General features: G+C 52.6%; 19 protein-coding genes. 6 read left to right on the top strand and 13 right to left on the bottom strand.

Translation table 11 applies throughout. From position 1 onward, the window contains the following. Positions 1–71 precede the first annotated feature (71 nt). The 3 genes from SD961_RS13420 to lrhA all read right to left on the bottom strand — a co-directional run bounded on the left by SD961_RS13420 (position 72) and on the right by lrhA (position 2,795). A complete protein-coding gene (locus SD961_RS13420) occupies positions 72–746 on the bottom strand; it encodes a NuoB/complex I 20 kDa subunit family protein (RefSeq protein WP_306211584.1) in 675 nt (224 codons plus the stop codon). Positions 747–761: 15 nt separating this feature from the next. Next, complete coding sequence (locus SD961_RS13415) at positions 762–1,199, bottom strand: NADH-quinone oxidoreductase subunit A (protein ID WP_318790852.1); 438 nt, start codon at positions 1,197–1,199, stop codon at positions 762–764. 669 nt (positions 1,200–1,868) lie between these two features. Then, entirely contained in the window at positions 1,869–2,795 is a 927-nt protein-coding gene (gene lrhA / locus SD961_RS13410; RefSeq protein WP_318790851.1) for a transcriptional regulator LrhA, read from the bottom strand. 1,006 nt (positions 2,796–3,801) lie between these two features. Here lrhA and SD961_RS13405 point away from each other — a divergent pair. After that, positions 3,802–5,016, top strand: coding sequence for a pyridoxal phosphate-dependent aminotransferase (locus SD961_RS13405; RefSeq protein ID WP_318790850.1), 1,215 nt, complete (start codon positions 3,802–3,804; stop codon positions 5,014–5,016). A 115-nt stretch (positions 5,017–5,131) separates the two neighbouring features. Then, positions 5,132–5,728, top strand: a complete 597-nt coding sequence (gene yfbR, locus SD961_RS13400; RefSeq protein WP_318790849.1) for a 5'-deoxynucleotidase — start codon at positions 5,132–5,134, stop codon at positions 5,726–5,728. On the opposite strand, the gene SD961_RS13395 is transcribed toward yfbR, so the two are convergent. From SD961_RS13395 to yfbV, 4 genes are all read right to left on the bottom strand, one after another. After that, positions 5,725–7,563: an SLC13 family permease gene (locus tag SD961_RS13395; protein ID WP_318790848.1), complete on the bottom strand. Its 1,839-nt coding sequence runs from the start codon at positions 7,561–7,563 to the stop codon at positions 5,725–5,727. The two genes, yfbR and SD961_RS13395, sit on opposite strands and share 4 nt — an antisense overlap. Positions 7,564–7,640: 77 nt before the next feature. Then, on the bottom strand, positions 7,641–8,300 hold the full coding sequence (locus tag SD961_RS13390) for a sugar phosphatase (protein ID WP_318790847.1): 660 nt from the start codon (positions 8,298–8,300) through the stop codon (positions 7,641–7,643). A 14-nt stretch (positions 8,301–8,314) separates the two neighbouring features. Next, on the bottom strand, positions 8,315–8,809 hold the full coding sequence (locus SD961_RS13385; protein ID WP_318790955.1) for a YfbU family protein: 495 nt from the start codon (positions 8,807–8,809) through the stop codon (positions 8,315–8,317). A gap of 149 nt (positions 8,810–8,958) precedes the next feature. Further along, positions 8,959–9,411 (bottom strand): terminus macrodomain insulation protein YfbV, encoded by a 453-nt coding sequence (gene yfbV / locus SD961_RS13380; RefSeq protein ID WP_318790846.1) that lies wholly within the window; start codon positions 9,409–9,411, stop codon positions 8,959–8,961. Positions 9,412–9,743: 332 nt separating this feature from the next. Here yfbV and ackA point away from each other — a divergent pair, with 332 nt between their 5' ends. Both ackA and pta read left to right on the top strand, forming a co-directional pair. Next, the gene (ackA, locus tag SD961_RS13375; RefSeq protein ID WP_318790845.1) at positions 9,744–10,946 is read left to right on the top strand and encodes an acetate kinase; all 1,203 of its coding nucleotides are present in this window, start codon (positions 9,744–9,746) and stop codon (positions 10,944–10,946) included. Positions 10,947–11,049: 103 nt separating this feature from the next. Next, positions 11,050–13,194: a phosphate acetyltransferase gene (pta, locus tag SD961_RS13370; protein WP_318790844.1), complete on the top strand. Its 2,145-nt coding sequence runs from the start codon at positions 11,050–11,052 to the stop codon at positions 13,192–13,194. On the opposite strand, the gene SD961_RS13365 is transcribed toward pta, so the two are convergent. Beyond that, positions 13,174–13,332, bottom strand: coding sequence for a hypothetical protein (locus tag SD961_RS13365; protein WP_318790843.1), 159 nt, complete (start codon positions 13,330–13,332; stop codon positions 13,174–13,176). The genes pta and SD961_RS13365 overlap by 21 nt on opposite strands. 203 nt (positions 13,333–13,535) lie before the next feature. On the opposite strand from SD961_RS13365, the gene SD961_RS13360 reads away from it, so the two are divergent. Continuing rightward, positions 13,536–14,528 carry a TIGR04086 family membrane protein gene (locus SD961_RS13360; RefSeq protein ID WP_318790842.1) on the top strand — a complete coding sequence of 331 codons (993 nt, stop codon included), beginning with the start codon at positions 13,536–13,538 and terminating at the stop codon, positions 14,526–14,528. 119 nt (positions 14,529–14,647) lie between these two features. Here the strand turns inward: SD961_RS13360 and yfcD are convergent, their stop codons facing one another. Together yfcD and yfcF are read right to left on the bottom strand one after the other, a co-directional pair. Beyond that, complete coding sequence (gene yfcD, locus SD961_RS13355; RefSeq protein ID WP_318790841.1) at positions 14,648–15,190, bottom strand: NUDIX hydrolase YfcD; 543 nt, start codon at positions 15,188–15,190, stop codon at positions 14,648–14,650. Between the two features lie 96 nt (positions 15,191–15,286). Continuing rightward, positions 15,287–15,931: a glutathione transferase gene (yfcF, locus tag SD961_RS13350; protein ID WP_318790840.1), complete on the bottom strand. Its 645-nt coding sequence runs from the start codon at positions 15,929–15,931 to the stop codon at positions 15,287–15,289. A 131-nt stretch (positions 15,932–16,062) separates the two neighbouring features. Between yfcF and SD961_RS13345 the strand changes: the two genes are divergently transcribed. Then, entirely contained in the window at positions 16,063–16,956 is an 894-nt protein-coding gene (locus SD961_RS13345) for a TIGR01777 family oxidoreductase (protein WP_318790839.1), read from the top strand. Positions 16,957–17,088: 132 nt separating this feature from the next. On the opposite strand, the gene hisP is transcribed toward SD961_RS13345, so the two are convergent. Genes hisP through SD961_RS13330 form a run of 3 tightly spaced genes read right to left on the bottom strand, consistent with a single transcriptional unit; the run spans position 17,089 to position 19,269 of the window. Next, on the bottom strand, positions 17,089–17,862 hold the full coding sequence (hisP, locus tag SD961_RS13340) for a histidine ABC transporter ATP-binding protein HisP (RefSeq protein ID WP_318790838.1): 774 nt from the start codon (positions 17,860–17,862) through the stop codon (positions 17,089–17,091). 7 nt (positions 17,863–17,869) lie between these two features. Next, positions 17,870–18,586, bottom strand: a complete 717-nt coding sequence (locus tag SD961_RS13335; RefSeq protein WP_318790837.1) for an ABC transporter permease — start codon at positions 18,584–18,586, stop codon at positions 17,870–17,872. Next, complete coding sequence (locus SD961_RS13330; protein ID WP_318790836.1) at positions 18,583–19,269, bottom strand: histidine ABC transporter permease HisQ; 687 nt, start codon at positions 19,267–19,269, stop codon at positions 18,583–18,585. Before SD961_RS13330 ends, SD961_RS13335 begins: the two co-directional genes overlap by 4 nt. Between the last annotated feature and the right edge of the window lie 94 nt (positions 19,270–19,363).

The raw sequence follows: 19,363 nt of genomic DNA, 5'->3' as shown, positions 1-19,363 counted from the left end.
AACTGCTCTACCTGGTTCTTATGACGCTGCATATGGCCAGAGGCAACAGGCAACGTCAGCGGGGGTAGCGGTTAAATTTCGTCAGGCGAGCGCAGATTAGTGACGGCAATGCGTTCACCCTGCTTTCTTTCACGCTCTGACTGCATGTTGGCGCGGTAGACACCCTGATCGCCTACTACCCAGGAGAGGGGACGACGTTCTTTACCGATCGACTCCTGCAATAGCAGCAGCGCCTGCATATAGGCTTCAGGACGCGGTGGGCAACCCGGAATATACACGTCGACAGGCAGGAATTTGTCCACGCCCTGAACCACAGAGTAGATGTCGTACATGCCGCCGGAGTTGGCGCAAGCCCCCATTGAGATCACCCATTTCGGCTCCAGCATCTGGTCATACAGACGCTGAATAACCGGAGCCATCTTGGTGAAAGGAGTACCGGCAACCACCATGAAATCAGCCTGACGCGGCGAGGCACGGATGACTTCCGAGCCAAATCGCGCTACGTCATGCACCGAGGTGAATGAGGTTGTCATCTCAACGTAACAGCATGAAAGGCCGAAGTTAAACGGCCACAATGAGTTTTTGCGCCCCCAGTTCACCATATCGTGCAGGGCATGTTCTAACTTGCCCATATAAACGCTTTGGTGAACGTGCTTTTCCAGGGGATCGGTGACGATCTCCTGCTTTTGTAATGGGTAACGGTCATTCTCGCCGTTCGGGTCCGCGCGGGTGAGCGTGTAGTCCATCTTTAAGCCTCGCTTTTACTGCGTATGACGGTTGGAATGCGAGATAGTAGTTGGCTTGACGACCACACGACGAGGTGCGGGCGCCCAGTCCAGCGCGCGAATACGCACCAGGTAAACCAAACCAGCAAGCAGTACCAAAATGAAAATTGCGGCTTCCACGAAGCCGACCCAACCGCTTTCACGGATTGCTGTCGACCACGCGTATAAATAGAGGGCTTCAACGTCGAAGATGACGAAGAACATAGCCACCAGGTAAAACTTGGCAGACATGCGAAGGTGGGTGGTGCCTACTGCGGGCGCACCGGACTCGAAAGGCGTGTTGGTATACCTGCCACGGGCTTTACCGCCTAAAAACCATGCTCCAGCCAGCATTGCACAGCAAAGGCCGATAGCGACGATCAGGAATACAGCAAAAGCCCAGTTATGGGCCATAACGTCGGAAGTAGTTGACATACGCTCTGCTTAACTCAACAAGGGGGTGAAAGGTGTTCTGCTCTGTTCCGGCAGTTAACCCACCCCATCGATTCAAGGGAAAAAATAAAAAACCTTATAAATTTTGCTGACTTTTTTGATTAGACAGCGATTTTATGTGGTTTTTTACTCCTTTCTATAACCTTCTGTCAACTTTGACAAAAGTATCCACACATTAATTTACACCCGCAGCATTTATTTAACATTAGTTGCGCATTTTTCCAGCTAAATCGAGTCAGTCAGCGCTGCGTGGTAAAGTGTAGCGGGTATTTCCCTGCATGGATCGCGGTTTTAACAATCTCTATTTTCGCAGGATTCAGCGGGTTTTCCTTCCCCTTAATGGGGCTATTTTTTTGATCCAGCACACAGTTTTATCTTTTATGATGCAAAATTCAGCGTTGTAACCTGCGCAAAATCAATTCACTGTCGGCTTATGCACGAGGCTGGGTAAGCGGGCGGCGCAGATTTGTCTGCCGCTTATTTTTAAAACTCAAGAGCAATTACCTGAGGTAAAAATGGCGGTACAGAACGGGAATAAAGCGCATAAAAAAGCCCCTCAGCAAGAAAAGTCACTGAGAGGCTTTATTGTGAGACACTTTGCTGATTAGTTGATATTAATTAATCAGTAAAGATATCGATAGCGATCTTCTGCTATTCATCTTCATCCGTAAATGAAGCGCTGTCCTGACCGGCCGTAATCAGGTTATAAGGATCGTTACTCGATTCCATCGCATTGAAGATAGCCAGCGCCAGCTCGTTGTCGCTTTCAGGATTACGGCACAGCAGGTATTCCGTATCCGGCAGCACAGGCAAGCCTTCGGCAGCGCCCATCACGCGAAGTTCAGGACTCATCATCTCAACAGGACGGGCGGTGACGCCAAGACCCGCTTTAACCGCGGCGCGTACGGCCGCAAGAGTCGAAGCGACATAAGAGATGCGCCACGGAATGCCCGCCTCATTGAGGTGGTCGATGGCCATATCGCGATAAGGGCTCGGCTCATCCAGCAGCACCAGAGGAATCGCTTCCCCGCGCTGGAAAATGTAGTCGGCGGCGCAATACCAAAGCGTTGGTGAGGTGCGTAGTACCTGCCAGGTGAAGTTCATCGGACTGGAGGTGGTTACAACCAGATCCACTTCGCCCTGATTCAACATCTCCATCATAAACGGATTACGCTTCACTCTGACGTCGATAGCCAGCTTGGGATAAACGGACGTAACGCGGTTCAACAGGAAAGGCAGAATAGTATCGGACGTATCGTCAGAGGCACCGATAGTCAGTACGCCCTGGATGTTGCTGTACATCAGAGAGGTACAGGCTTCATCATTAAAACGCAGTATTTTTCTGGCGTAGCCCAGAAGCTGGATACCGTGCTCCGTCAATAACTTGTTACGTCCATGTCTGGCAAACAGCTCTTTGCCCACCAATTGTTCCAGACGCTGCATCTGCTGGCTCACAGCTGATTGCGTTCTGCAGACCGCAGCCGCCGCAGCAGCAAAGGTATTCAGATCGGCAACAGCAACAAATGTTCTCAGCAGATCGAGGTCAAGATTAAGGATCGGACGATTTGCACTAGTCATGTTTTCTTCACTTTATAAGTTTTTTACGAACAGCTACCCTGGTGTTATTACCTGCCATATCAAAGGGATATAGCGATAATCAATGCATAATGCCCAACGAAATGCGTCCAGCATTACTTTGCTTCGCAGACATGGAAACCTCAACAGCCTGAATATCCCCGGCACCGGCCGCAGGTGAAGCTGAAGACAGTTTGTTCCGTCTGATACATCATCAATGAATACAGCACTAACCCATAAGAAGCGGCAAGCGGTGCTGAAATGATCAATTGACGCCGTAAGCCTGACTGATACTCAGGCAATGACGCTGTTAATGTAAAACAACCATGTAAAATTGAACGTCCAGAACGCTGCACGGGCAGCGGAATAATGATAAGCCATGCTTAAGCTTACCGGTGACAGAGTTGAGCTTAATATCACCTGAGAAACCCGCACGCCCGGTGCAAGCTCCCCTGAATATTATCCTGACATACTGTCGATTACTTTTTAAGCCCCAATCCTATTATTCTTATCAGTAAAGTAACATTTTATTGGCTAAAGCCTCTCCAGTAAGCCTTTACCTGGGAAAATTTATTGCTGGCCGACGCTCCAGCGCTGTCTGGGCCTGAATCGGTTAAACAAGCCCCTTTGGCCTGCCTGAACAGCCCTTAAGCCAAATAGCCTGCTTTTTCACCACTCAATTAAGACATTTTTGACAGTTACAAAGTTCATCAATTCACCAATTTTTACCAAATGCTTTCATAAAACGATCATTTTCTTCCTGAAACGTGTCTCCTGTCTGGATAAACCATCCTGCCAGGCAGTTAAATATATCGCCTTAAACTCCTGTTTAAGAATATTATGCCAGCCTGCTGCGGCGTTGCGTTTTCTCCTGCCAGGCAGGTGAGTTTTCCTCCGGGAACGCTCCAAAGCCCTGAGATGCCCTTCAAAAGCGCCACAGAGAGGAGTACATTGTGCGAGGTCGTTTTCCATGGCAGGAAGGCAGTTGCGTATGTTTAAGGCGAGAGAAATGAATCCAATAGAAAAATCAGGCAAGCTGGATAACGTGTGTTATGACATCCGTGGACCGGTATTAAAAGAAGCAAAGCGTCTTGAGGAAGAAGGGAATAAAGTTCTCAAGCTGAATATAGGCAATCCAGCGCCGTTTGGTTTTGAAGCCCCTGATGAGATTCTGGTAGATGTGATCCGCAATTTGCCGGGCGCCCAGGGTTATTGCGATTCAAAAGGTCTCTATTCCGCCCGTAAAGCAATTGTGCAGCACTATCAGGCACGCGACATGCGGGATATGACGGTTGAAGATGTCTATATCGGCAACGGCGTATCAGAACTGATTGTGCAATCCATGCAGGCGTTGCTGAATAGCGGCGATGAAATGCTGGTACCTGCCCCCGATTATCCGCTCTGGACCGCAGCAGTCTCTCTTTCCGGCGGCAATGCGGTGCACTATCTGTGCGATGAGTCAGCTGGCTGGTTCCCTGACCTGGACGACATCCGCAGGAAAATTACGCCACGTACGCGAGGGATTGTAATTATCAATCCCAATAACCCAACGGGTGCGGTCTACAGTAAAGAGCTGCTGCTGGAAGTTGTAGAGCTGGCGCGTCAGCATAACCTGATCATTTTTGCTGATGAAATTTATGACAAAATTTTGTATGACGCGGCTCAGCATCACTCCATCGGTACGCTGGCACCCGACCTGTTGACCATTACCTTCAACGGTTTGTCAAAAACCTATCGCGTGGCGGGTTTCCGTCAGGGTTGGATGGTGCTCAACGGCCCGAAAAAGCATGCAAAAGGGTATATTGAAGGGCTGGAGATGTTGGCTTCTATGCGCCTGTGTGCCAATGTCCCCGCGCAGCATGCAATCCAGACCGCGCTTGGCGGTTATCAGAGCATCAGCGAGTTTATCGTGCCGGGCGGAAGGCTGTATGAGCAGCGCAACAGAGCGTGGGAGTTGATCAACGATATTCCGGGTGTCAGTTGCGTGAAGCCCGCCGGGGCGCTCTATATGTTCCCCCGCATCGATGCGAAGAAGTTTAATCTGCAGGATGACCAGAAAATGGTGCTGGATTTCCTGTTACAGGAAAAAGTGCTGTTGGTTCAGGGAACGGCGTTTAACTGGCCTAATCCGGATCATGTCCGTATTGTGACGCTGCCCCACGTGCACGAGTTGGAGATGGCCATTGGTAAATTTGGGCGCTTCCTTGAAGGTTATCGTCAGTAAGCTGTTACCAGAGCGCCCTCTTAAGGCACTGCCGCTGCGGTAAAGATGGCGCTATACTGGCCGCAGGGGAACGCCAGTTCGTTCCCCGCAGTCTTGCTACAGGAAACCGCACCCCATGAATCAGAGTCATTTTTTCGCCCATCTCTCCCGCCTTAAGCTTATCAATCGCTGGCCGCTGATGCGTAACGTCCGTACCGAGAATGTCTCCGAGCACAGTTTACAGGTGGCGATGGTCGCTCACGCGCTTGCCGTGATTAAAAATCAAAAGTTTAACGGTAATCTGAATGCTGAGCGCATAGCGCTGATGGCGATGTATCACGACGCCAGTGAAGTGCTGACCGGCGATTTACCCACGCCGGTAAAGTATTACAACGCGCAGATTGCCCATGAATATAAAAAAATTGAAAAAATTGCCCAGCAAAAGCTGATTGAGATGCTGCCGGAAGAGTTACGTAACGCCTACCGGCCGCTGCTTGATGAGCAGCAGCACAGCGAAGGTGAAAAGGCGATCGTCAAACAGGCCGATGCGCTTTGCGCCTATCTGAAATGCCTCGAAGAGCTTTCCGCAGGCAATCATGAATTCCAGCTGGCCAAGGCGCGGCTGGAAAAAACCCTGATCGAACGCCACAGCCCTGAGATGGATTACTTTGTTGAGGTATTTGTCCCCAGCTTCAGTCTCTCACTGGATGAAATTAGCCAGGAGTCGCTTTAACCTGAAAACGGGAAAAGCAGCGGTACCAGTAAAATACTGACCAGCATGATAATCAGGGTAAAAGGCACGCCGATTTTCACAAAATCGCCAAACCGGTATCCGCCAGGCCCCAGGACTAAAGTGTTCACCGGCGATGATATGGGCGTCATAAAGGCGGCAGAAGCTGCTACCGCTACAATCATAGTAAACGGATAGGGTGAAAGCCCCATCTGATGTGCAGCAGCCACGCCAACAGGCGCCATCAACACAGCCGTGGCGGTATTGGAGATGAACAGACCAATAGTCGCACAGAGTATGAACAGGCAGAGCAGCATGACATGCGGGCTTTTTCCGCCCGCCACATCCATCAGCCCCTTTACGATCAGCGCCACGCCGCCTGTTTTTTGCAGAGCAAGAGCAAAAGGCATCATCCCGACGATAAGTATCAACCCTGGCCAGTGAACAGAACGGTAGGCGCTCTCCATATCTATACAGCGGAATTTACCCATCAGCAGGCAGGCGATCAATGCCGCAATGGGATTGGGAATAGCCTCTGTCAGCATCATGGCTACCATCAGAGCCAGGCAAAAAATGGCATGAGGAGCCTGGCTGGCCGCAGGGGCGACGTCGTCCACTTCAGCCGGTAAGCTCAACAGAATGAGGTCGCGTTTTTGCTGCTGAATGGCCCGGATTTTTTTCCAGTCACCGATCACCAGCAGCGTATCACCCAGCTCCAGCGGCTGTACGGTCAGCTTACCTTCCAGTACTTCACCCCGCCGCCGGATACCGACCACGCTGACATCATGGCGCGAGCGAAAGGCAATATCGCCCAGCGTTTTCCCCAGTAGCGCTGAATCCGGAATAATTATCGCTTCGGCCATGCCCACGTCCCTGGCACGCTCGGAAAAATAGTCGCCGCGTAAAATCATCGGCTCAAGCAGCCATTCGCTGCAAAATTCACGCAGATCTACAGCGGAATCAGACATATCAATCAGCAATACGTCGCGCGCACGAAAAATAGTCTCAGCAGTAACTGGCACCATTACCCTGCGAAACTTACGCCAGCGCTCCAGCCCTACTACGTTGATGCCATAACGTTCGCGAAGTTGCAGATCGTCAAGTCGTTGCCCGATGAGAGGTGACCCCACGCGCAGGCCAAGCCGCCTGGCTCTGCCACTCAGCTTGTAGTCGCGGATCAGATCGCGGAAGGTTCTTCTGAACTGCTGTTTACTGCCCTCTTCCTGCCCCGGCGTCACCAGCCAGAACCGGGCTATCAGCATGTAACCAATACCCAGCAACAGCGCTACAAGGCCCAGTGGCGTCACATCAAAAAAGCCAAACCCCTTCAGCCCTTCCCGCTGCAGTTCGCTGTTAACGACCAGATTAGGCGGCGTGGCTACCAGCGTCATCATGCCGCTGATCAACCCGGCAAAGCTCAGCGGCATCATCAGTCTGCCCGGCGAGCTGCCCATCTTTGCCGCCACGCTTAGCACAACAGGGATAAAAATCGCTACCACGCCGGTTGAGCTCATCACTGCTCCCAGCCCGGCAACGGTGAGCATCAGCAGCACCAGCATTTTTGTTTCGCTGCTGCCCGCTACTTTAATCAGCCAGTCGCCCATATTCAGCGCCACGCCCGTTCTTACTAACCCTTCGCCAATAATAAAAAGTGCCGCTATCAAAATGACGTTGGGATCGCTGAAGCCGAGCGTGGCCTCCTGCAATGTCAGCGTGCCGCTGAGCACAAAGGCGATGATAACCAGCAGCGCAACAACGTCCATACGTAGCTTGCCGGAGATAAATAATGCGATAGCGATCAGCAGAAGGGAAACTACCCAAATCAGTTCTTTGTTCACAGCGGGGTCTCTGTAGAGGGAACACGCCTGAGATCATCGCATAAAAAAACCCCGCTATAGCGGGGTTACATCATCACTTAGTGTTTTCGGTGCACATCAATCGTGCCGTCTGGATTTTTGTGTATGATCAGCTCTTCCAGCGAGGTGAGCAGCATATCCACATCTTCCAGCCTCGGCGCGTCAGCTGGCGCATTGACGGCAATAAGATGGCAGCCTGCGGCCAGACCCGACAGAATGCCAGCTGCAGCATCTTCCACTACCACGCACTCTTCCGGCTCAAGCTCAAGCAACTGGGCACCAAGCAGGTAAGCATCCGGTTCTGGTTTACCATTCTGCACACGCTCTGCAGTGACAAAATCTTCAGGTTCAGGCAATCCGGCCGCTTTGCGACGGGCAGAAGCAACCGGCATCGAGCCGGAAGTCACGATTGCCCAGGGAATGTCCAGCTCCGTCAGCGTAGCGAGAAGCTGCTGAGCGCCCGGCAGAGCGGTGATACCGTCAGTGTCTTCAGCCTCGATTTTTTCGAGGGCAAAGAACTCCTGCTGAATCGCCTCTTCCGAAGCGCCGGCCATAAAATGACGCAGTGAGGTAATTGCCTGCTTGCCGTGAATGAAGTTCAGCACTTCATCGGCCGCAATGCCGTGCCGCGATGCCCAGTTCACCCAGGCGCGTTCGACTACCGGTAATGAATCCACCAGCGTGCCGTCCAGATCAAACAGAAAACCTTTACACTTCACTACGTTTTTCCTTATCAGGCGTTGATGATTTGCGCGATCTCATTCGCACTCAAATGGTACTGCCTTGGACAAGTGTGCCACACAGTGAGCATACGTTGATACTTTTCCCACATCGGGGTTTGTGCATTAAATCCGTGCGTGCCGGAATCAAAGTGGGTATAGCGCCCTTCTACATTCACCATAAAGCGCACGTAGCCGAGGTAACGCGCTTCTGTTGCAGCATCAAAGCCCAGAAAGGCGAGCCGACGCTCCTCCAGCGAGGAGGGATCTTTCAGATTTGTCCATGAGACGTGCAGCGCATGGTGCATTTCCATGATGTCGATAATCATGCGGCATACCGCTTCGTTCAGTTCGCCGAATTCGCGGTCAAGTTCCCGCATTTGCAGGCCGTAACCGCGCTCGATAATAGTTTGCTGACGACGATAGCGCTCCGCATTATCCGGATCGAGCATTGTCATCATTTTATATTGATTAGAGAGGATCAAACGCTGCGCATTGGTCATTTCCATCATTCACTCCTGTGCCACATCGGGCAAACAAAATTGCAAGGGATGAGTGAAGATCGCATAACCTGCTGAAGCACGGTATGGCAAGCAGAGGCTTCTTTGATCCAGACCCGGTTTTCCCCTGCAAAAGCAGAGAAAAGCCGGTCGGAGAGTTAAAGATCGTCGAGGAAGGTTTTGTCCAGCTGCTTAAAGGCACGTTTAAGCACGTCGGCAAGAGACTGATAGGTCGGCTTTCCTTCCACTGGCGCTATCGCCTGGCCAGCAGCCTGAAGTTTTTCACGCACTTCATGGAACCAGTTGAGCAGCGTAGGCGGCAATGGCGTTACGGAACGCTTACCCAACCACCATAATCCCTGCACTGGCAGGCTACAGGCGAACAGAGCCGTAGCCACGGCCGGACCCAATTGTCCACCCAGCGCAATTTGCCAGGTCATCGAGAACACCGCCAGCGGTGGCATAAACCGGATGGCAAAACGCGTAGCGCGTGAGACCCGATTCTCTGGAAACATGGGCGCCAGACGCTTATCGACAGGCCATGTCTTCATATAATGCTGTCCCCGCTGGAACAGTTTAAACCAACCGACAGAGCCGGATTCATTAGCCATGGCTGACCTCAACTTCGGAGATAAAAAATAAACAAAACGTGCAACTCAACAACTTTACATGATGTCTTTCAAAATATTTTGTCTTTACGCGGCGCACTGGTTATCCTGTGCGCGTTTGTTGAAGGGCTGTTACAGGGTTGCTATCACTCTGCATGCAGGACCATCAGCATCTGATAATAATTCAAAAAATCACGTAAGATTTATCAAGTTTTTTTGCTTTCAGACAAAATTTGCCCTGAGCATGACGTTCATCATTAATGTACCAGCTTTCATGCGCTACGCTGATAGTCTGTTGAGTTTTATTTCGCCACCTTTAACCAATAGGACCTTCCATGTCGAGTAAGTTAGTCTTGGTTCTGAACTGCGGCAGTTCTTCCCTGAAGTTCGCCATCATCGATCCGGCAAATGGCGAAGAATACCTCTCCGGTTTAGCCGAATGTTTCCACCTGCCCGAAGCCCGTATTAAGTGGAAAATGGAAGGGGCTAAACACGAAGAGGCATTAGGCGCCGGCGCTGCGCACAGCGAAGCCCTCAATTTCATCGTTAAATCTATTCTGGCACAAAAACCAGAGCTGTCTGCACTAATTACTGCAATTGGTCATCGTATCGTTCATGGCGGTGAAAAGCTTACCCAGTCTGTAATTATCGATCAGGATGTCATTCAGGGCATCAAAGACGCCTCTTCTTTTGCACCGCTGCACAATCCTGCACACCTGATCGGGATTGAGGAAGCGATGAAGAACTTCCCGCATCTTTCTGATAAGAATGTGGCGGTTTTCGACACCGCTTTCCATCAGACAATGCCGGAAGAGTCCTACCTTTATGCCCTGCCGTACGCGTTGTACCGTGAGCATGGCGTTCGCCGTTATGGCGCACACGGCACCAGCCACTTCTATGTGACTCACGAAGCGGCAAAAGTGCTGAACAAGCCGGTGGAAGAGCTGAATATCATTACCTGCCACCTGGGCAACGGCGGCTCCGTAGCGGCTATCCGCAACGGAGTCTGCGTGGATACCTCGATGGGCCTGACGCCGCTGGAAGGTCTGGTCATGGGCACCCGTTCAGGCGATATCGACCCGGCCGTGGTCTTCTTCCTGCATGACACCCTGGGCATGAGCGTGGATGCCATCAACAAGCTGCTGACCAAAGAGTCTGGCCTGTTGGGTCTGACCGGCGTCACCAGCGACTGCCGCTACGTGGAAGATAACTACACCACCAAAGAAGATGCCAAACGCGCGATGGATGTTTACTGCCACCGCCTGGCGAAATATATCGGTTCTTACACCGCGATGATGGATGGCCGCCTGGATGCGGTAATCTTCACCGGTGGCATCGGGGAAAATGCGGCGATGGTTCGCGAACTCTCCCTGGGCAGACTGGCCCTGCTGGGCTTTGAAGTGGATCACGAGCGCAACCTCGCGGCCCGCTTCGGTAAATCGGGCTTTATCAATAAAGAAGGCACCCGCCCGGCTCTGGTTATCCCAACCAATGAAGAGCTGGTTATTGCCCAGGACGCCAGCCGTCTGACTGCTTAAGCCCTTCCCTCTCCGTCAGCTCAGGCTGGCGGAGTTGTTTTGACATCACCAACCTGGACTCAAACGCGCTGAAGCCTGAAAGAGTCTATTCGAGAGGTTTATTGTGTCTCGTACCATTATGCTAATTCCTACCGGCACCAGCGTCGGTTTAACCAGTGTCAGCCTCGGTGTGATCCGCGCGATGGAACGCAAAGGCGTGCGTCTCAGCGTCTTCAAACCTATCGCCCAGCCGCGCAGCGGTGAAAATGCTCCGGACCAGACCACCACTATCATTCGTAAAAACTCCACCATTCCCGCCGCCGAACCCCTGCAGATGAGCCGTGTGGAATCGCTGCTGGGTTCAAATCAGCAGGACGTGCTGATGGAAGAGATTATTGCGCGCTACCACGAGAACACCAAAGACGCTGAAGTGGTGCTGGTAGAGGGCCTGGTGCCGACCCGCAAGCATCAGTTTGCTTCTGCGCTGAACTATGAGATTGCCAAAACGCTGAATGCGGAGATCGTCTTTGTGATGTCGCTGGGCAATGACTCTCCTGCCCAGTTGAAAGAGCGGATTGAGCTGACGCAAAGCAGCTTTGGCGGCAGCAAAAACAAGAATATCACTGGCGTGATCATTAACAAACTCAATGCGCCGGTTGACGATCAGGGGCGTACGCGCCCGGATCTGTCGGAAATATTTGATGACTCCAACAAGGCCAGCGTCGCAAATATCGATCCTAAACAGCTCTTCGCCAACAGCCCGCTGCCGGTGCTGGGTTGCGTGCCCTGGAGCTTTGACCTGATTGCGACCCGCGCTATTGATATGTGCCGTCATCTGAATGCGGAGATTATCAATGAAGGGGATATTGCTACCCGCCGCGTAAAATCTGTAACCTTCTGCGCACGCAGCATTCCTCACATGCTGGAGCACTTCCGTCCCGGTTCGTTGCTGGTGACCTCTGCCGATCGTCCGGACGTGCTGGTTGCAGCCTGTCTGGCTGCCATGAACGGCGTGGAAATTGGCGCCGTACTGCTGACCGGTGGTTACCAGATTGATGCCCCTATTCGCAAACTGTGTGAGCGTGCGTTTGCCACAGGTCTGCCTATCTTTATGGTGAACACCAACACCTGGCAGACCTCGCTGAGCCTGCAGAGCTTCAACCTGGAAGTGCCAAGCGACGATACGCAGCGCATCGAGCGTGTGCAGGAGTATGTCGCCAGCCATATCGACCCGGAGTGGATTGAATCTTTGACTGCGGCTTCAGACCGCAGCCGTCGTCTTTCTCCACCAGCGTTCCGTTACCAGCTCACCGAGCTGGCGCGTAAAGCGGGCAAACGCATCGTGCTGCCGGAAGGTGATGAACCGCGTACCGTTAAAGCAGCAGCTATCTGTGCCGAGCGCGGTATTGCAACTTGTATCCTGCTGGGGAATCCGGAAGAGATCCAGCGTGTTGCTGCGGTACAGGGCGTAGAGCTGGGTAAAGGGATTGAGATTGTGGACCCGGAAGTGGTGCGCGAAAATTACGTTGCCCGTCTGGTTGAACTGCGTAAAAGCAAAGGCATGACCGAAGTGGTGGCGCAGGAACAGCTGGAAGATAACGTTATGCTTGGCACCATGATGCTGGAGCGTGGCGAAGTCGACGGACTGGTCTCCGGCGCGGTTCATACCACGGCAAATACCATTCGTCCTCCGTTACAGCTGATTAAAACGGCGCCAAACAGCTCGCTGGTCTCCTCTGTGTTCTTTATGCTGCTGCCAGAGCAGGTGCTGGTGTATGGCGACTGCGCCATTAACCCGGACCCTAACCCTGAGCAACTGGCGGAAATTGCTATACAGTCTGCCGACTCCGCGCTGGCCTTCGGTATTGAACCTCGCGTGGCGATGATCTCCTACTCAACCGGAAACTCTGGTGCCGGTAGCGATGTGGAAAAAGTCCGCGAGGCGACCCGCATCGCGCAGGAAAAACGTCCGGATCTGGTTATCGATGGACCTCTGCAGTACGACGCAGCGATTATGGCCGATGTGGCCAAATCGAAGGCGCCAAACTCGCCTGTAGCGGGCCGCGCTACGGTGTTCATCTTCCCGGATCTGAACACCGGTAACACCACTTACAAAGCCGTACAGCGTTCTGCCGACCTGATCTCTATCGGGCCGATGCTGCAGGGGATGCGTAAGCCGGTAAACGACCTCTCTCGCGGTGCTCTGGTAGATGACATTGTCTATACCATCGCGCTGACGGCCATTCAGTCAAAACAGGCTGAAGGCTAATTCCAGCTTCTGCTGGATCTGATTAAAGCGAATCGCAAGATTCGCTTTTTTTATGCCCTCAGCTGTTAAAAAGTCTCTGCTTGCCAAATTTTTAAATTTCCCCTCTGCTTTACCTGCTAAAAGAATAAACAGCTGCAATAATCACCCTGAAAACCAGGCGGACTGCCACACTTAATCCACTGAAAAATAAGAAAAGGTTACACAAATGATTATTTTTTTTGGCTTAAATGGCATGCCAGGACTAGTCTTACACAGGCAAGGTAAACTATTTCATGAAATATCTTCAAAAATCATAATGCCTGAAAGTAGCCGTTAATAATCAGGCCAAGGGAGAGTCTCACATGAGCGACAACACAATTCATCCGGTTTACAGTGAAGTAAATAATGGCGTTCCACTGAAGCGTATTTCCTGGAGCGCTGTCTTTGCTGGCGTAATACTTTCAACCGTTATTTATTTGCTGCTAGCTATTTTAGGTACGGCAATAGGCGCGACCACAATCGATCCACTGAAAGAACAGAATCCACTTGATGGTTTAGGGACGGGCGCTGCCGTCTGGACCGGATTAAGCATGTTGATCTCCGTTGGCGCGGGCGCTTTCATTACTGGCCGACTGGCACAGCGTGAAGGGGCATTACATGGCATATTGATGTGGGCCGTGAATACACTGCTTTGTCTGTGGATTGCGGTGATGGTAATAAGCAGTGCTGTGAGCGGAACGGCCAGTGTAATTGGCTCGGGCTTCAGCATGCTGGGTAACGGTATTTCAGCAGCGGCACCTTCGCTTGCTAATACCGCGAAAGAGAAGTTGCAGGAAAATAATATTGACCTGGGCAATATGCAGAGCGAGCTTGAAAAAACCCTACAGCAAACGGGTAAACCCGAACTGCAGCCGCAAAACCTGCAAAATGACGCAAATAAAGAAGCGAATAATGCCCAGAATCAGGCGCAAAATACCGCTAATCATCCGCAAACTGCCGACACTGATTTAACCAGCTGGTTCAGCGGTGTTATTCAACGTAACCAGGATACGCTTCAGGCTGCCGATCTCGACGCGCTGAAAAATATCATTAAAGCGCGTACCGGTAAGAGCGATCAGGAAGTTGACCAGATTGTTGCCCAGACGCAAAAAAGCTATGAGCAGGCGCGTCAGAAATATCAGCAGCTAAAAGCGGATGCTGAGAAAAAAGCGCGTGAAGCAGCGGAACAGGCTGCTGCTGCAACCGCTAAGGCGAGCTGGATGGCGCTGGTTGTCCTGCTGATTGAAGCCGTTATCGCTGGGGTGCTGGGTAAAATGGGCCGTAAAACGCAGCCACATCAGGTTGTGGCTCGTTAACTCAGCCGGCGTTAATCTGATAAAGAGTCAGGTTGACGCTTTAAACTGAGTTACAGAAAGTCAGCACAAAAAAATGGGACGAAGCGATTCGTCCCATTTTCATTTTTTGCAGCCGGTGGTCAGGCTGAAGAGGTATCCGCGCTGGCGCGCCTGGACTCGTTATTACGGCTGAGCCACAGAGAAAGCGCCTTCAGCGAATCATCCGTAAACTCATCGCAGCGAGCGGTGATCTCTTCCGGCGTCATCCAGAATATCTCATCCACCTCCTCTTCCTGCATGGCGAAGGGACCGTGTGAGACGCAGCTGAACAATCCACCCCAGACGCGGCAGTGCTGATCTTCAAAATAGAACAGGCCATGTTCGGCAAACGGCACGGCAGCGATGCCAAGCTCCTCTTCCGCTTCACGGCGAGCCGACTCCAGCATATCCTCCCCGCTCTGCACCACGCCACCGGCGGTGGCATCCAGCATACCGGGCATGAAATCTTTGCTTTCGGTGCGGCGCTGGACGAGAATTTTACCCATCCCATCGTGAACCACGATGTAGGTCGCGCGATGACGCAAACATTGTGCCCGCATTTGCGCGCGGCTGGACTGTGCAACGACCTCGTTATCTTCGCTAACGATATCCACCCATTCCGTGCCGCTCTCTTGCTCCACCATCCGTAACCCTTATTTGTTCTGGCGCTTCAGCGCTCGTTGACTCTTGCCCGCACAGTTTGCCACGGACAGCCGGTAAATTATAATCCACCTGTGTCATTAACAGGCGGTCTTGGAGGATTCCGAAAGCCAGAGTTGCACAGAAGCGCGCTGCCACTGAAAATAGGCGTAATCCGCGATCTGTTGCGGCACCTCGTCGCCATGTAAGGCCAGCCGGTTGATCATCACCGCCAGATCAGTATCGGCAATCGACCACTCGCCAAAGAGGTTTTGCTGACCTGCTTTCAGTAACCGCCCCACGCCATCAAACAGTTTTCTGGCAGCCGCCTCTCCCGCTTCACTTAATGGCGCGTACTTCTCACTGGCAAATAACACCTCCGTCGGACGCTCCTGACGCAGCGGCATAAAGTCACTGCGAAGCCAGGCCTGTAGTTCACGCGCTTTGGCCCGCTTTTCGATATCACGGGGATAGAGCCGTTCATACTCGGGGGCAGGGAAGCGCTCTTCCAGATACTCGGCAATGGCGGAAGATTCAGAGAGCAGGAAATCGTCAATCTGCAGGGTTGGCACCCGCCGGGTCAGCGAAATTTCACCATAAGCGGGTTGCAGATGCTGCTGGCTGGCGAGATCGACACGCTGTAGTGAAAAAGGCACGCCTTTCTCGCTCAACGCCACAAATACGGACATCACATAGGGGCTAAAAAAACAGGCATCGGACCACAGCATCACGTTTGGGTAGTTCATCCTGATATCCTTACAAAGCGTTGTCTGCCTCTTGTTTACCGATTTTTCAGCAGAAAGGCAATCCCCCAAACTTCACCTAAGCTGAAAGCAGGCTGTTGGCATTTTTACTTCTCTGATTAAGGACAGACAGCATGCATATTTTACTCACAGGCGGCACAGGCCTGATTGGCAGCCAGCTTATCCCTCGCCTGCTGCAACGGGGCGACCAGGTAAGCGTCGTTACCCGCGACGTGGCGGCAGCGCGCAGCAAATTTGGCGACAGGGTTAACCTCTGGTCGGGGCTGAATCAGCAACGCGATCTCAATGATATCGACGCGGTTATCAACCTGGCTGGGGAACCCATTGCTGACAAACGCTGGACGGAAAAGCAGAAAAATCTGCTGTGCGAAAGCCGCTGGCAGATAACCGAGCGTCTGGCGTCGTTAATCAATGCCAGCGCCACGCCACCCTCGGTATTGATTTCCGGTTCAGCCACCGGATTTTACGGTGACGCGGGCGATGTGATCCTGACGGAAGAAGATCCGGGGCACGAGGAGTTTACCCACCAGCTTTGCGCTCACTGGGAGAAGCTGGCCCAGGCAGCGGAAAGCGAACAGACGCGGGTCTGCCTGCTGCGTACCGGCGTGGTGCTGGCTAAAGAGGGAGGGGCGCTGAGCAAGATGAAACTGCCCTTTAAAATGGGCATTGGCGGACCAATTGGCAGCGGCAAGCAGTACATGCCCTGGATCCATCTGGACGACATGCTGAACGCCATCCTGTGGCTGCTGGATAACCCAACGTTGCAGGGGCCTTTTAATATGGTGGCGCCTTATGCGGTGCGTAATGAACAATTTGCCGCCATGTTGGGTCAGGCGATGCACCGTCCGGCCTTTATGCGCACGCCTGCCGCCGCCATTAAAGTGATGATGGGGGAATCCGCTGTACTGGTTCTTGGCAGTCAACACGTGCTGCCTAAGCGGCTGGAGGAGTCAGGATTTACCTTCCGCTGGTATCAGCTGAATGAGGCGTTAAAAGACGTGGTATAGCGCCGGGAAAGAGGCAGGCAGTAATACCAGTGGCGTTGAGCCGGTTACTGCCCGCCTGTAAGCTTAAGGTGAAAATCTGCCAACAAGAGGTGCCGGGGCTGCCCCTCAGCATGCTTTGTGCCGCTGGCGGGACTATTTTAACGCGCCAGAGAGAAACTGTTGCAGACGGGTGCTTTTCGGGCTGGTGAATACCTCATGCGGCGGCCCCTCTTCTTCAATTTTGCCCTGATGCAGGAAGATAACATGGCTGGAAACGTGGCGGGCGAATTCCATTTCATGGGTTACCACCACCATAGTTTTGCCCTCTTCCGCCAGCTTCTGCATGATTTTCAGCACTTCACCCACCAGTTCGGGGTCGAGCGCCGAGGTGGGCTCATCAAACAGCAGCACTTCCGGTTCCATCGCCAGCGCACGGGCAATCGAAACGCGCTGCTGCTGACCTCCGGAGAGGTTCACCGGGTATTTACCCCTGGCGCGCTCATCAATACCCACTTTATCGAGATATTTGATGGCTCGCGACTGCGCCTCCGCTTTGCTTAACCCCAGAACCTGAATCGGTGCTTCCATCACGTTTTGCAGCACCGTCATATGGCTCCAGAGATTAAAGTGCTGAAACACCATCGTCAGGCTGGTACGCAATTTGCGCAGCTGCTCTTTGTCAGAGACCTTCAGCTGACCGTCGGTGTCCCTGACCAGATTGATCATCTGATTGTTGACGGAAATAGTGCCTTCGCTTGGCTTCTCCAGGAAGTTAATGCAGCGCAGAAAAGTACTTTTCCCGGAGCCGGATGAGCCGATAATACTGATGACATCACCGGCATTTGCCTGCAGTGATACGCCCTTCAGCACCTCATGCTCGCCATAACGTTTATGCAGTTCTGTTACGTTTAATTTGTTGTCGGCCATAGTTCACTCAATGGGTCGATGAGGGTTTAACGTGCTTCAGCCAGCGATGCTCCGCCTTGCGGAACAGACTAATCAACACATACGAGATAATCAGATAGAGCACCGCAGCGATACCAAAGGCCGCAAACGGCTGATAGGTTGCCGAGTTTATGTCGCGGGCAACCTTGAGCAGGTCAGGCACCGTGGCGGTAAAAGCGAGTGCCGTAGAGTGCAGCATCAGGATCACTTCATTGCTGTAGGCCGGGAGTGCCGTGCGCAGCGCTGAAGGCATGATGATGCAGCGATAGAGTTTAAACGTGGAGAAGCCATAAGCGCGTGCAGCCTCAATTTCCCCATGCGGAACGGCACGGATAGCTCCGGCAAAAATTTCCGTGGTATAGGCGCAGGTATTTAAGGTCAGCGCCAGCAGCGTACAGTTCAGGCCGCTACGGAAGAAAGCATTCAGCAGATCGTTGCCTTTGACCACTTCCAGCGTGTACATGCCGGAGTAGAAGATCAGCAGCTGCACATAGAGCGGCGTACCGCGAAAAACATAGGTAAAGAGCCACACCGGAAAACGCACGGCGGTGACAGAGGAGACGCGTGCTATAGAGAGCAGTACTGCCAGACAGCCGCCCAGCACCACCGAGATAATCAGCAGCCAGAGCGTAATGGCCACGCCGGAGAAACGGTAGCCGTCGGTCCACAGCAGAGCTTTCCAGTATTCCTGAATAATGTCGATCATAGATCCGCCCTTCTCACACCCACCGTATAACGGCGTTCAAGCCACAACAGGACGCCGTTGGAGAGCGTAGTAAAGACCAGGTAAATCACGCCGGCCACAATGGCAAAGTAGAACGGCTGCCAGGTACTTTTTCCCGCCAGCTGCGTCGCCTTGACCACATCTTCCAGTCCCAGTAAGGAGACCAGCGCGGTCGCCTTGAGGATCACCTGCCAGTTATTGCCGATGCCCGGCAACGCATAGCGCATCATGCCGGGGAATAATATGCGGCGGAAGGTCTGGGAGGAGGTAAAGCCGAAAGCGGTTGCGGCTTCAATCTGCCCTTTCGGTACGGCCATATAAGCACCGCGGAAAGTTTCAGTGAAGTAAGCGCCATAGATAAAGCCGAGAGTGATGATGCCGGCAACCATCGGATCAATATCGAACTGATCGAGGCCCAACATATCAGTGAACTGATTCAGGGCTATCTGCAGGCCATAGAAAATCAGCAGCATCAGCACCAGGTCGGGTACGCCACGAATAAGGGTGGTGTAACCTTCAAAAATTATCCGTAACGGGCGGTTGTTGGAGAGTTTGGCCCCTGCGCCAATCAATCCCAGGATAACGGAGAGCAGCACGGAACTCAGAGCCAGTTCCAGCGTGACCAACGCCCCTTTTAAAATTACTTCCGAATAGCCATACAGCATAATGATGTCCTGTCTTTGGATTAACTTCGCGTTTCATCCGCCCGTGGCGTACAAAACGGGGGTCGCCGTTCGCAGACAGGCTAACCCCCATGAC

This window comes from Erwinia sp. MMLR14_017, from assembly GCF_033657285.1.
Lineage (GTDB): Bacteria > Pseudomonadota > Gammaproteobacteria > Enterobacterales > Enterobacteriaceae > Erwinia.
This window is presented reverse-complemented; position numbering and strand designations above follow the sequence as displayed.